The sequence below is a fragment of the Micromonospora chalcea genome (assembly GCF_028768405.1).
Classification (GTDB): Bacteria; Actinomycetota; Actinomycetes; order Mycobacteriales; family Micromonosporaceae; genus Micromonospora; species Micromonospora chalcea.
In genome coordinates this window covers 3,572,847-3,585,432 of sequence record NZ_CP118233.1, presented here as the reverse complement: position 1 = coordinate 3,585,432, position 12,586 = coordinate 3,572,847, and the positions used below count along the sequence as shown (strand labels likewise).

Here is a 12,586-nt window from a genome sequence, read left to right as displayed (position 1 = left end):
CTGGCCCTCGGCGTCCGGTCCCGGTTGGCCCTCGGCGTCCGGGTCTGCTTGGGGGCCGGTGGTGACCGGGGCCGCCTGCCCGAGCGGCTGCGGCGGGGACGGTGGCGGGACGGTCCGGACGGACGCGCCGATCAGACCGGCCCCGGCCATGGCGAGCAGGACGACGACGGCCGTGCCGGCGGCACGCCACGGACTTCCGTGACGGCCGCCGGCCCGGGTCGTCGTCCGGTCAGACCAGGTCACCGGCCCGCCGCCGGCGCAGCAGCACCAGGCCGCCCAGCGCCGCGGCGCCGATCATGCCCGCGCCACCGGTGGCGAGGGTACGGTCCACGCCGGTGGTCGTCATGCCGCCGTCGCCGCCGTCGACCCCACCGCGCGGCAGGACCACCAGCTCGCCCTCACCGCAGGAGCCCCGCAACTCGTACCGGCCCGGCCGGGCGTCGTGCGAGACGGTGGCCTCGCCGTAGTAGACGAAGTCCTTCCCGTGCTCCCAGCCGTCCTTGCCGTCCTTGCCGTAGTCGCGCTCGGCGTCCTTGCCGTAGTCGCCCTTGTCGTCCTGCCAGGCGCCTCCGCTCGCCTGCCAGTCGTCCTTGCCGCCCGGCCAGTCGCTCTTGTCGCCCGGCCAGTCGTTCTCACCTTCCTGCCAGTCGTTCTTGCCGCCCGGCCAGGAGCCGTGCTCGTCCTTGCCGTCCTTGCCCTTGTCGTCCGGCCGGCCGCCACGGTCGTCCTTGCCGTGCTCGTCCTTGGCGTCCTTGCCGTGCTGTTCCTTGCCGTCGGGGCCGTGCGCGTCCTTGGTCCAGTCCGGCCCGCCCGGCTTCTCCTTCTCCCAGCCCGGCTCGGCGTCCTGGCCGTACTCGTCGTGCCCCTGCCAGTCGCCGGGGTCGACGGCCGCGCCGGCCCCCGCGCCGCCCGGCTGCGGCTGCCCTTCCGGCTGGCCGGCCGGCGGCTGGGGCTGGTCCGCCGGGGGCTGCGGCATGCCGTCGCCACCCGGGCCGTTGCCGCCGGGCCCGTTGCCACCCGGCCCGTTGCCACCCGGCCCGTTGCTACCCGGGCCGTTGCCACCCGGCCCGTTGCCGTCAGGCCCATTTCCGCCCGGCCCGTTTCCGCCCGGCCCGTGTTCGTCCCCGCCCGGCTCGCCGCGGCCGTCCGGGCCCTTGCCGTGGTCGTCCTTGCCGTCCGGGCCCTTGCCGTGCTCGTCCTTGCCGTCCGGGCCCTTGTCGTCCCAGCCCCAGTCCTGGTCGCCGCCCCAGTCACCGCCCCGGTCGGCCCAGTCGCCGTGCTCGCCGTCGCGGGCCGGGCGCAGGTCGACCTTGCCGGTCACCTTCGACCAGACGGTGGCGTGCTGCTGCGGCTCGGAGCAGATCGCGAGCAGTTCGACGGTGTCCCCCGCCTTCACCACGTGCGGCTTGGCGATGACCTTGCCCTCGTCGTGCCCTCCCGCGTAGGCCATTCCCGGGGTGAACACGAGAAGGCCGGCGCCGCCGAGGGCAGCGCCCGCGACCACCTTCCCGAGCATCTTCTTAGCCATGACCAGCGTCTCCATCCCTGTTCGTCCTGAGCCCGACGTCAGTCGAGCTAAGGCCGACGCTAGACCTTTTCGCGACTTATTCGGGGAAAGATTCGCTTTTAGGAGTTTGTCGAGATCGGGCGTGTCCGCGCTGTCCCCGCCTCCGCGCGCCGATCGGCCCGACTTCGGCGACCCCGCGACCCGGATCCCGCTCGTACGGTTCCCGACGGTCTCGCCTCCGCCGGTGGGTGGAACGCCATGGGTGTCATTTGGCCGTTTTGACACCCATGGCGTTCCAGTCGGCCGGGCGGAGGCGGGACGGTCCGCCGCCCGGCGTGCGGGGGAGCGCGGCGAGGTGGTGCCCGCGGGTGGTTGCCGGCGAGCCCGGCTGGTGTAGCGGGGTCCGGGCGCGCGGTGAGCGGGGCGGGGTCGGGGTGGGCGGTAGGGTGGGCCGCGAGGCGCATCGAGGCATTGCCATGGAAGCGCTCCCATGCAAGAATCGCTGCACGCGGTTCGGGGAGCCACACCGCGAGCTCAGGCGTCGAGGGCAGCCGGTTGACCGGCCGACGTCCGGCTCCATCGGCCGGTCCTGCGGACCGGTCGGCACCACCACCCCCAACGCCCGTCCGGGTCGGGCGTCCCCCGAAGTAACCAGTGGCGCGCACGGTCGTTCCCGCAGGGCGACCGCCGCCGCCATTTGCGCCGGGCCGTACGCGGATCCGGTCTCGCCCAAGGAGATCAGTGGCATGAATCTGTGGAGAAGGCTGTCCGGCCGGAACCGGACGCTCGCGCTGACCAGCGCCGGCGTCCTGGTAGCCGGTGGACTGGTGACCCTCCCGGTCACCGCGGCGCAGGCCGCCACCCAGTGCAGCGTGACCTACACGACCAGCGACTGGCCCGGTGGATTCACCGGCACCGTGACCATCAAGAACATCGGTGACGCGCTCACCTCGTGGAACCTCGGCTTCACCTTCCCGAACAGCTCGCAGCGGGTGGTGAACGGCTGGTCCGCGCGGTGGTCCCAGAGCGGCCAGAACGTCACCGCGCAGAACGAGGCGTACAACGGGTCGCTCGCCAGCGGCGCCAGCACCACCATCGGCTTCAACGGCTCCTGGAGCGGCAGCAACCCCAAGCCGACCCAGTTCACGCTCAACGGCACGGTCTGCAACGGCGGCACGCCGACCACCAGCACCCCGCCGACGAGCACGCCGCCCACCAGCACGCCGCCGACCAGCACCCCGCCCACGAGCACGCCGCCGACGTCGACCCCGCCGACGTCGCAGCCGCCGCCCGGGCAGCGGGTCGACAACCCGTACGCCGGGGTGAAGGGGTACGTGAACCCCGAGTGGAAGGCCAAGGCCGAGTCGGTGTCCGGCGGCAACCGGGTGTCGAACAACCCGACCGCGGTCTGGATCGACCGGATCGCCGCCATCAACGGCACGCCGGACAGCAGCTCCAACGGCGCGATGGGCGTCCGTGACCACCTGGACGCCGCGCTCGCCCAGGGCGCCGGCTACATCCAGTTCGTCATCTACAACCTGCCCGGCCGCGACTGCTCGGCGCTCGCCTCCAACGGTGAGCTGGGCCCGGACGAGCTGCCCCGCTACAAGGCCGAGTACATCGACCCGATCGCCGCGATCCAGGGCGACTCGAAGTACCGGAACCTGCGCATCGTCAACATCATCGAGATCGACTCGCTGCCCAACCTGGTGACCAACACCTCGGGCAACGCGGGCGGCACGGTCATGTGTGACACGGTGAAGGCCAACGGCGCGTACGTGAACGGTGTCGGCTACGCCCTGGCGAAGCTGGGCGCGATCGGCAACGTCTACAACTACATCGACGCCGCCCACCACGGCTGGATCGGCTGGGACAGCAACTTCGGCCCGGTCGCCGACCAGCTCAAGGCCGCCGCGGTCGCCTCCGGCAGCACCGTCGCCAACGTGGCGGGCTTCATCGTCAACACGGCGAACTACTCCGCGCTGAAGGAGCCGTACGTCAAGATCACCGACACGGTGAACGGCCAGACCGTGCGGCAGTCCAAGTGGGCCGACTGGAACCAGTACCTCGACGAGCTGTCGTTCGCCCAGGCGTTCCGGCAGAAGCTGGTCTCGATCGGCTTCGACAGCAACATCGGCATGCTGATCGACACCTCCCGCAACGGTTGGGGCGGCTCCGCCCGGCCGACCGGCCCCGGCCCGTCGACCAGCGTGGACGCCTACGTCGACGGTGGCCGGGTCGACCGCCGCTTCCACACCGGCAACTGGTGCAACCAGGCCGGCGCGGGTCTCGGCGAGCGGCCGCAGGCCAACCCGGAGCCCGGGATCGACGCCTACGTCTGGGTGAAGCCCCCGGGTGAGTCGGACGGCTCCAGCAAGGAGATCCCGAACAACGAGGGCAAGGGCTTCGACCGGATGTGCGACCCGACCTACACCGGTAACGCCCGCAACGGCAACAGCATGTCCGGTGCCCTGCCGGACGCGCCGATCTCCGGCGCGTGGTTCGCCGCCCAGTTCCAGCAGCTGATGCAGAACGCGTACCCGCCGCTCTCCTGAGCCGCGGCCGTACCACCCGCGGCGGCGGGAGTGAGGCACCGCCCGCGCGGGTTCCCCGGGCCCCTGGTCGACGCCCACGTCGACCAGGGGCCCTCGGGCGTCCGGGTCAGGGAACCGTACGCTCGATCGCGGCCCGGCCCAGCTCGTGCAGGTCGTGGCGGGCCCGTTCCAGGTTCTCCGGCGTCATGTCCTGGCCCCGGGCCATCACCAGGTCCTCCGGGTCCCAGGGCTGCTCGGCGCCGGTACGGATGCCGTCCGGCGCCGCGCCCGTGCCGGTGCCGGTCGCGCCGGTCCCGGCCGCGTACGGGTCACCGATGATGTTCGGCGAGCCGGTGTCGGCCACCGCGCCGTCGGGCTCGGTGAAGGTGGGGTTGTCCGGGTCGACGCCGCCGGCGCGCAACTGGGGCACCGTGCTGTCGTCGTCCACCGCCGCGGCCACCTCGGGGGTCTCCTCGAGCGGCCGCTCGCCACCGCGGTCACGATCGGTCATGCTGCTGCCCTCCTGTCCCTTCGCGTGATCCCCTGGGCGTACCCGGTGCGGGCCGCGCCATGCGGACGGTCAGGCGTCGTCGTGGCCGGGCTCCGGCGTCTCGGTCGGGCTCAGCCGTTGCCAGAGCAGCATCAGCAGGCCGAACACCAGCATCGCCGCGCCGGCCCACAGGTTGATCCGCAGGCCCTGTGCCTTGTCGATCTCGGCGGACGTGTCGAAGAGCCCCATCAGGCCGACGATCAGCCCGTACGCGACGAACAGGCCGCCGATGACCCGGCGGATGTCGAACAGCCGGGCCGCCGCCGAGCGGGCCTCGCGGGCGTCCTCGGTCTCGTCGACGAGCGGGTCGTGCGCCTCGCCGCCCTGGTAGTTGCGGTCCGCGTCGTCTGTCATGGCGTGCGTCCCCTCCTCTAGAAGACCGGGATGTAGAACAGGGCGGCGAGGATCACGGCGACGACGCCGAGCAGCACCGGGGAGCGGTACCAGGCGGCGTCGCCGGCCAGCGAGTCGTCGGCGAGCGCGGTGTCGCTGAGGCCGTACACCAGCCCGGTCAGCTGGTCGTCGGTCTTCGGCCGGGTCAGCGGCGTGACGATCGCGGCCACCACCGCGACGGTGGCGAAGGCCAGGCCCGCGCCCCAGAAGCTCTCCTCCAGGTCCGAGTTGAAGCTGATCACGCCGCCCTTGTAGAGCAGGTACGTGGCGGTGGCCACGACGGTGCCGGACAGCAGCGACCAGAACCCGGCCAGCGGGGTCATCCGCCGCCAGAACATGCCGATGATGAAGGTGCCGAAGAGCGGGGCGTTGAACACCGAGAAGAGCGCCTGGATGTAGTTCATGATGTTGCTGAACCCGGCCGCGATGAACGCGGTGCCGATGCCGATCACCACCGCGCCGACTGTGGCGAGCCGGCCCACCTTCACGTAGTGCTCGTCCGACTCGTTGCGCCGGAAGTACGCCTGCCAGATGTCGTACGTGAAGACGGTGTTGAACCCGCTGACGTTGGCCGCCATGCCGGCCATGAACGAGGCCACCAGGCCGGTGACCGCGATCCCCAGCACGCCGTTGGGCAGCAGGTCGCGCATGAGCAGCGGGATCGCGTTGTTGTAGACCAGGTCGCCGTCGTCGGCGCCCAGACCTTTGACGGTGACCAGGGCGATCAGGCCGGGGATCACGGTGACCGCGGGGATGAGCAGCTTCGGGTACGCGGCGATGATCGGCGTACGCCGGGCGGCGCTCATGTTCCGTGCGGACAGCGCGCGCTGCACCTCGGCGAAGTTCGTGGTCCAGTAGCCGAAGGAGAGCACGAAGCCGAGGCCGAACACGATGCCCAGCCAGTGCGCGCCGAGCGGGTTGCCGGTGCTGCCGGTGCCCTCCCAGGCGTGCAGTCCGGCCTCGCCGAGCCTGGAGTCGCGGACCGCGTCCATCAGGCCGCTGACGCCGCCGACCTTGACCAGGCCGATGACCGTGATCGGCACCAGACCGGCGATGATCACGAAGAACTGGAGCACCTCGTTGTAGATCGCGCCGGAGAGCCCGCCGACGGTGATGTACGCCAGCACGATCACCGCGCCGACGATGATCGCGAACCAGAGCGGCCAGCCGAGCAGCGCCTGCATGATCAGCGCCAGCGCGTAGAGGTTCACGCCCGCGATCAGCACCTGGGCTACCGCGAAGCTGATCGCGTTGAGCAGGTGGGTGGGGCGGTTGAAGCGCAGCCGCAGGTACTCGGGAACGCTGCGGACCTTGGAGCCGTAGTAGAACGGCATCATCACGATGCCGAGGAAGACCATCGCCGGTACGGCGCCGATCCAGTAGTAGTGCACGGTCATGATGCCGTACTGGGCGCCGTTGGCGGCCATGCCGATGATCTCCAGCGCGCCCAGGTTCGCCGAGACGAACGCCAGGCCGGTGACCCAGGCGGGCAGCGATCGGCCGGAGAGGAAGAAGTCCACGCTGGTGCGGATCGCGCGCCGGGCGGCGAAACCGACGCCGAGCACAGTGACGAAATAGAGCGCGAGGATCAGGTAGTCCACCGCGTTCATGTCCAGACGCAGGCCGCCGCCGCCCATGCCCGTGCTCCCCTCGTGTGCACCGCTGCCCGCACGTACCCCGTTTGCGAAGTTTCATGCCTGCTGGCCGGTCCGGGCGCGACGGAGCCCCGGCCGGGTCGCCGGCCGGGGCTCGGTGGGGTCCTGCGGCGGGCCTCAGCGCCCCAGTACGCGGTCCAGGAAGTCGCGGTAGCCGCGCACGGCCACCCGGAGCTGCTCGGTGTCGGTGGAGCCGGACTCCTGCCACGCGCCGAGCCGGGTGCGCTGCTCGCGCAGGGCGGTGGAGAGCGCCTCGATCGCCTCCTCGACGAGCGACTCCGCCTCGCCGACGGCGGCGCGCGGGTCGTCCACGAAGCGCAGCTGCACGTCGCGCCAGCGGTCCCGGAAGCCCTGCGCCGCCTCCGGCGCGAACAGCGTCGCGGCGTCGGCCGGTACCGCGCCCGGCGTGGGCCGGTCCGCCCCGCCCAGGGCCGTGCCGGCCGCTGCCGCGCCCGCCGCCGTGGTGCCCGCGTCGACGTGGTCGTGGCGCCGGTCGGCGTCCTCGTCGGCCGCGGGGACCGGCTCGGCGTCGGGGTCGACCAGGCCCGGCTCGGCGCTGCCGTACCCGACCGCGCCGTCGGCCGCCGCGTCGTCCCGGACGACACCGTTGGCCCGCGCGTCGCCGTCGACCGCCGCGTCGCCGTCGGCGTGCTCGGCGTCCCAGCGGTCGCGGTCGTGCAGTCGGTCCCCGGCCGTCGGATCGGCCCGCTCGTCGTCCAGCGGGTCGGTCCGGCCCGGCGCGCCGTCGCCCGGCACGGCGGTGTCCTCGTCGCGGGCGTCGCGCTCGTCCTGCGGACGGCCGCTCGCCAGCGCCGACGCGGCGACCGCGTCGCCCACCGTGGCCGCGCCGAACGCCGTCGGCAGCGGCGCCGGCTCGTGGAACGGCGGACGCCCGTCGTCGTCGCGCCCGTCGTCGGTACGGTCGGCCGCGTCGCTCAGTTCGCCGGCGTCGTACGCGCGGGTCTCGTCGACCTCGTCGTCGTGCCGGGCCCCGGTCCCGTCGTCGTGCCGGTCGTCGGCGACGGCCGGGTCGTCGAAGGTGCCCCGGTCGTCGAGCGCGTCCTCGGGCACGTCGGCCCGGTCGGCGTCGTGCCGGCCGGGGCCGGCGTGCTCGCCCGGCTGTGGCACCGGTACCGGCGCGGACCGGACGGCCTCGGGGTGGTCCTGCGTGACCTGCTGCTCTTCCTGGCGCATGGCGGCGGCCTCCTCAGCGGCTCGTGACGTCGTGGTCGTGGTCGGGGTGGCGCTGCTCCGGCTGCTCCCGCTGCTCCGGCTGCGGCGTCGACGTGGGCACCGGGTCCTCACCGAGCAGGTCGGCGAAGAGGGCCCGGTAGTGCACGAGCGCCTGCCGGAGGTCCTCGGTGCCGGCCTCGCCGCGCTCGTTGCGCTGCCGGATCTCGTGGGCGTCGCGGTAGTGGGTGAGCGTGCGGGCGTGCTCGACGGAGAGGTGGGCGATCTGGTCCGAGAAGTCCCCGGTGGGGTATCCGCGCTCGGCGATCAGGCGGCTGACCAGCTCGTCCGCCTCGCCGACGGTCTCGGCGGGCGAGTCGACGAAGCGCACCTGCAGCTCTTCCCAGGCGGCGGCGTAGCGGGCCCGGGACTCCGGGCTCAGCGGGGTCAGCTCCAGTTCGGCGTGCCGGCGCTCGCGCTCACGCAGCTCGCGTTCGGCCGCGCCGCGGCTGTCCTGCTCGGCGACGACCCGGTCGTACTCCGGGCCGAAACGTTCCCGCAGCGCCCGGCGGCGGCTGGCTACCACGGCGAACGCGGCGAGCGCGGCGATGACGAGGACGACGATGACTATGACGATTACCTGGGTGGACGACATGGCTCCTCCTTCGCCCGCTGGTATTCCCTCATGCGGGTGATCGCCAATCCCGTTGCGCGGCACTTTCCGCCCCGGTCGGGAAATAAGGAGCGGTGTCGCGACCGCCGTCCGGTGCCGGTCCGGTGTCCGACTGCGCCCGCCGTGCCCGTCTCGGACCGTAGTGAGAGCCGAGACGGCCGGTAGTGCATCCGCCCCGGATTACGTATCCTGCCCAAGGCGTCCGGGCCGGGGCCCGGCGTCGTGGCCGGCGAACGTGACGGCCGCTGCCGGCGCCACCGAGCGACACCTTCCCGGGCGAGGTCTGATTGAACACCCGTGACTGGCCGATCCGCGCCAAGCTGACCGCGCTGGTCATCGGCCCGGTGACCGGGCTGCTGGCGTTGTGGATCTTCGCCACCACGCTCACCTTCGGGCCCGCGCTCGATCTGCTCTCCGCCCGTACCCTTCTCTACGACCTCGGCCGTCCCGGCGAGCGCGTGGTGGCGGAGCTGCAACGGGAGCGACGGCTGTCGGTGGTCCAGCTCGCCGGCCGCAGCGCCCTGCCGGCCCTGGCGGAACAGCGCGTACGCACCGACGACGCGATCGTCGAGCTGCGCCGCAAGGTCGACGGCAAGGCCCTGCGCGACGTCGCCGACGAGCAGCTCGACGGCCGCCTCGACCAGCTGGTCTCGGCACTGGACGCGCTGCCCGCCGGACGCGCCTTCATCGACGACCGGAAGGTGGACCGGTCCGGTGCCGTCGGCCTCTACAGCGGGATGATCGGTTCGGCGTTCCAGGCGTTCGGCGCGATGGCAGCGCTGCCCGACGCCCAGCTCAACCGGGAGGCCACAGCGCTCACCGCGCTGGGCCGCTCCCGCGAGCTGCTCGGCCAGGCCGACGCGCTGCTGGCCGGCGCGGTCATCGCGGGCCGGTACGCCGACGGCGAGCACGAGCAGCTGGTCCGGACCCTGGAGAACCAGCGTTTCCTGGCGGAGACGGCGGTCGCCGAGCTGCCGTCCGAGGAACGGACCTCGTACCAGCGGTTGACCGAGGGCGCAGGGTTCGTCAAGCTGCGCGCGCTCCAGGACACCCTGATCCGCTCGTCCGCGTTGCCGGCCCGGTTCGACATGGCCGGCTGGGAGGCCGGCCACGCCGAGGTGTGGCAGAGCCTGCGCGACTTCGAGCTGCGCGGCGCGGACGCCCTGGCCGAGCGGTCGGTGCCGATGGCCACCCGGATCCTCGTCCAGCTCGCCGCCGCCGGTGTGCTGGGTCTCGTCGCGATCGTCGTCTGCGTGCTGGTGGCGCTGCGGGTCGGCCGGTCGCTGGCCCGGCGGCTGACCGGCGTACGCACCGCCGCGACCGAGGTCGCCGAGCAGCGGCTGCCCGACGTGGTCGCCCGGCTGCGCCGCGGCGAGGAGGTCGACGTCGCCCGGGAGGCGCCCGAACTGGACCACGGCGGCGACGAGATCGGCCAGGTGGCGCGCGCGTTCAACGAGGTGCGGCGTACCGCGGTGCGCGCCGCGATCGACGAGGTCACCCTGCGCCGGGGGTTCAACGAGGTGATCCTCAACCTCGCCCGGCGCAGCCAGGGCCTGGTGCACCGGCAGTTGGCGCTGCTGGACCGGCTGGAACGGCGTACCGAGGACCCGGACGAGCTGGCCGGACTGTTCCAGGTCGACCACCTGGCGACCCGGCTCCGGCGGCACGCCGAGGACCTGGTCATCCTCGCCGGCGCCGCGCCCGGGCGGGGCTGGCGCCGGCCGGTCGCCGCGGTCGACGTGATGCGCGGCGCGATCTCCGAGGTCGAGGCGTACGACCGGGTCGACGTGGGTGAGGTGGCGTCGGCCGGGGTGCTCGGCCGGGCCGTCGGCGACGTGATCCACCTGCTCGCCGAGCTGATCGAGAACGCCACCGCGTACTCCCCGCCGGGCACCCGGGTGGACGTCACCGGCCGGACCGTGCCGGGCGGCTACACGATCGAGATCACCGACCGGGGGCTGGGCATGTCCGCGCCGGCCCTGGCCGCCGCCAACCGCAAGCTGGCCGAGCCGCCCGAGTTCGACCCGGCCGGCAGCGCCCGGCTGGGGCTGTTCGTGGTGGCGCGCCTGGCCGCACGGCACGGCGTGCGGGTGGAGCTGCGGCCGGCCCGTCCGGCCGGGATCGTCGCCGCGGTGTTCGTACCGTCGGATCTGATCACCGACGAGCCGCCGGTGGGCACGGACGGCCCCGCCGGGCCGGAGCGGCGGCGCCTGGCCAAGGTGACCCGGTTGACGACGGTGCCGCGTCCGGGGCGCCCGAACCGGCCGGGACGGGACCGGTCGGAGAGCACCGTGGTCCCGTTGCAGTCCGCGCGCGCCTCGACCGTGGAGCCTCCCACCGACGGCGACGGCCTGCCACGCCGGATCCGGCGGCGCGGCGCGTCCGCGCGTCCGCGCGCGGCGGTCGTGGACGCCCCGGCGTACCGCACGCCGGAGGAGGCACGCCGGGCCATGTCGGCGTTGCAGGCGGGCACCGCGCGGGGTCGCCGGGACGGCGCCCGCGCCACCGACCCGGCCGGTGACGCCGATCCGGCCACCACCGAAAAGCCTGACACCGGTACGCCGTCCGCCACGTCGGGGCCGGCCGTGGAGCCCGCCCTGCCGGTGGCGGAGGACCGAACCGCGACTGAGAGGGACGCCTAGTGGTGTACACGACGCGGCAGAACGCCGATCTCGACTGGCTGCTCGACGACCTGGTGGAGCGGGTGCCCGCCGCACGCCGGGCGGTGGTGCTCTCGGCGGACGGGCTCCTGCTCGGCGCCTCCGGCGACCAGGACCGCAGCGAAGCGGAGCACCTGTGCGCGCTGGCGTCCGGCTTCTCCGGCCTGGCCAAGGGCGCCACCCGGCACCTGGGCGGCGGCGCGGTCCGCCAGACCGTGGTGGAGATGGAGTCGGCCTATCTCTTCGTGACCGCCGCCGGACAGGGCGCCTGCCTGGCGGTGGCGAGCGACGCCGACGCCGACATCGGCCTGGTGGCGTACGAGATGGCGATGCTGGTGATCCGGGTCGGGGAGAACCTGGCCGCGCCGGCCCGCATCGGCGGGGGGCCGGCCGATGCGCGCTGACTCGCCGGGGCCGCAGCACGAGTGGCTGGACGCCGACGCCGGTCCGGTGGTGCGCCCGTACACGCTCACCGGGGGCCGGGTGCGCCCGCCGGTGGACGGCTTCGACCTGCTGGCTTTCGTGCTCGCCACGCCGGACGCCGAGCCGGCCGGCACGCCCGGCCTCCAGCCGGAGCATCGCCGGCTGATCGAACTGGCCCGCCGGCCGAAGGCCGTGGCCGACCTCGCCGCCGACCTGGACCTCGCCGTGGGCGTGGTGCGGGTGCTGCTCGGCGACCTCCTCGCCCATGGCTTCGTCGCGGTGCACCGGCCACCGGCCACCGCGTACCTGCCCGACGACAACATCCTCAAGGCGGTGGTCAGTGGACTCCGTGCGTTATGACCGGGAGCCGGGGGCGCCCCAGGTGCCGCTGGCTCTGAAGATCCTCATCGCCGGTGGCTTCGGCGCCGGCAAGACGACGCTGGTCAGCGCGTTGAGCGAGGTCCGGCCGTTGCAGACCGAGGAGGTCCTCACCGGCGCCGGGCTCGACACCGACGACGTCTCCGGGGTGGAGCAGAAGGCGACCACCACGGTGGCGATGGATTTCGGCCGGATCACCATCAACGACGACCTGCAGGTCTACCTGTTCGGCACCCCGGGTCAGGACCGGTTCTGGTTCCTCTGGGACGAGCTGGCGTTCGGCGCGCTCGGCGCGGTGGTGCTCGCCGACACCCGGCGGCTGGCCGACTGCTTTCCCTCCATCGACTACTTCGAGCAGCGGGGCATCCCGTTCGTGGTGGGCGTCAACTGCTTCGAGGGCTCCCGGCGGTTCGGCCTGGAGGCGGTGCGCGACGCCCTCGACCTGGACCCGGACGTCCCGCTCGTGCTCTGCGACGCCCGGGACCGGCAGTCCGGCAAGCTGGTGCTGATCTCGCTGGTCGAGCACGTGGCGCGGCAGCGCGGCGAGCCGGTGCCGGTGGGCTGAGCCGCCCGCGGCGAATCTCGTCGGCCGTCGCGGGACTGATCGGACGCCTGACCGGGAAGCCTCTGGTTGGATCTGGCG

At 73.3% G+C, this 12,586-nt stretch carries 11 protein-coding genes and 1 pseudogene; 5 read left to right on the top strand and 7 right to left on the bottom strand.

Features of this window, described 5'->3' with window-relative positions; all coding sequences use genetic code 11:
- Positions 1-84: 84 nt before the first annotated feature.
- Together PVK74_RS31215 and PVK74_RS15595 are read right to left on the bottom strand one after the other, a co-directional pair.
- Positions 85-243: pseudogene (locus PVK74_RS31215) on the bottom strand (class F sortase); the annotation flags it as partial.
- Complete coding sequence (locus PVK74_RS15595; protein ID WP_274476678.1) at positions 230-1,543, bottom strand: hypothetical protein; 1,314 nt, start codon at positions 1,541-1,543, stop codon at positions 230-232. The gene PVK74_RS15595 and the pseudogene PVK74_RS31215, both read right to left, overlap by 14 nt.
- A gap of 710 nt (positions 1,544-2,253) precedes the next feature.
- On the opposite strand from PVK74_RS15595, the gene PVK74_RS15590 reads away from it, so the two are divergent.
- Positions 2,254-4,062, top strand: coding sequence for a glycoside hydrolase family 6 protein (locus tag PVK74_RS15590; protein ID WP_274476677.1), 1,809 nt, complete (start codon positions 2,254-2,256; stop codon positions 4,060-4,062).
- A 106-nt stretch (positions 4,063-4,168) separates the two neighbouring features.
- On the opposite strand, the gene PVK74_RS15585 is transcribed toward PVK74_RS15590, so the two are convergent.
- The 5 genes from PVK74_RS15585 to PVK74_RS15565 form a co-directional block, all read right to left on the bottom strand.
- Positions 4,169-4,552 (bottom strand): hypothetical protein, encoded by a 384-nt coding sequence (locus PVK74_RS15585; RefSeq protein ID WP_043328785.1) that lies wholly within the window; start codon positions 4,550-4,552, stop codon positions 4,169-4,171.
- A 69-nt stretch (positions 4,553-4,621) separates the two neighbouring features.
- Positions 4,622-4,945, bottom strand: a complete 324-nt coding sequence (locus PVK74_RS15580) for a hypothetical protein (RefSeq protein WP_043328786.1) — start codon at positions 4,943-4,945, stop codon at positions 4,622-4,624.
- A gap of 17 nt (positions 4,946-4,962) precedes the next feature.
- On the bottom strand, positions 4,963-6,621 hold the full coding sequence (locus tag PVK74_RS15575) for a sodium:solute symporter family protein (protein WP_064447792.1): 1,659 nt from the start codon (positions 6,619-6,621) through the stop codon (positions 4,963-4,965).
- 135 nt (positions 6,622-6,756) lie between these two features.
- Positions 6,757-7,833: a hypothetical protein gene (locus PVK74_RS31210; protein ID WP_274476675.1), complete on the bottom strand. Its 1,077-nt coding sequence runs from the start codon at positions 7,831-7,833 to the stop codon at positions 6,757-6,759.
- A gap of 13 nt (positions 7,834-7,846) precedes the next feature.
- Entirely contained in the window at positions 7,847-8,464 is a 618-nt protein-coding gene (locus PVK74_RS15565) for a hypothetical protein (protein WP_043328790.1), read from the bottom strand.
- A gap of 305 nt (positions 8,465-8,769) precedes the next feature.
- Between PVK74_RS15565 and PVK74_RS15560 the strand changes: the two genes are divergently transcribed.
- Genes PVK74_RS15560 through PVK74_RS15545 form a run of 4 tightly spaced genes read left to right on the top strand, consistent with a single transcriptional unit; the run spans position 8,770 to position 12,508 of the window.
- Positions 8,770-11,124, top strand: coding sequence for a sensor histidine kinase (locus tag PVK74_RS15560; RefSeq protein WP_064447789.1), 2,355 nt, complete (start codon positions 8,770-8,772; stop codon positions 11,122-11,124).
- Positions 11,124-11,546, top strand: coding sequence for a roadblock/LC7 domain-containing protein (locus PVK74_RS15555; protein ID WP_274476674.1), 423 nt, complete (start codon positions 11,124-11,126; stop codon positions 11,544-11,546). Before PVK74_RS15560 ends, PVK74_RS15555 begins: the two co-directional genes overlap by 1 nt.
- On the top strand, positions 11,536-11,925 hold the full coding sequence (locus PVK74_RS15550) for a DUF742 domain-containing protein (RefSeq protein WP_030502282.1): 390 nt from the start codon (positions 11,536-11,538) through the stop codon (positions 11,923-11,925). The genes PVK74_RS15555 and PVK74_RS15550 overlap by 11 nt, the downstream gene beginning before the upstream one ends.
- Positions 11,906-12,508, top strand: coding sequence for a GTP-binding protein (locus tag PVK74_RS15545; protein ID WP_043328792.1), 603 nt, complete (start codon positions 11,906-11,908; stop codon positions 12,506-12,508). The genes PVK74_RS15550 and PVK74_RS15545 overlap by 20 nt, the downstream gene beginning before the upstream one ends.
- The last annotated feature ends 78 nt before the right edge of the window (positions 12,509-12,586 follow it).

Coding starts and splice junctions, on each gene's coding strand:
- PVK74_RS15585 (WP_043328785.1), bottom strand. CDS start 4,552: ATGACCGATCGTGACCGCGGTGGCGAGCGGCCGCTCGAGGAGACCCCC.
- PVK74_RS15550 (WP_030502282.1), top strand. CDS start 11,536: ATGCGCGCTGACTCGCCGGGGCCGCAGCACGAGTGGCTGGACGCCGAC.
- PVK74_RS15595 (WP_274476678.1), bottom strand. CDS start 1,543: ATGGAGACGCTGGTCATGGCTAAGAAGATGCTCGGGAAGGTGGTCGCG.
- PVK74_RS31210 (WP_274476675.1), bottom strand. CDS start 7,833: ATGCGCCAGGAAGAGCAGCAGGTCACGCAGGACCACCCCGAGGCCGTC.
- PVK74_RS15580 (WP_043328786.1), bottom strand. CDS start 4,945: ATGACAGACGACGCGGACCGCAACTACCAGGGCGGCGAGGCGCACGAC.
- PVK74_RS15590 (WP_274476677.1), top strand. CDS start 2,254: ATGAATCTGTGGAGAAGGCTGTCCGGCCGGAACCGGACGCTCGCGCTG.
- PVK74_RS15565 (WP_043328790.1), bottom strand. CDS start 8,464: ATGTCGTCCACCCAGGTAATCGTCATAGTCATCGTCGTCCTCGTCATC.
- PVK74_RS15575 (WP_064447792.1), bottom strand. CDS start 6,621: ATGGGCGGCGGCGGCCTGCGTCTGGACATGAACGCGGTGGACTACCTG.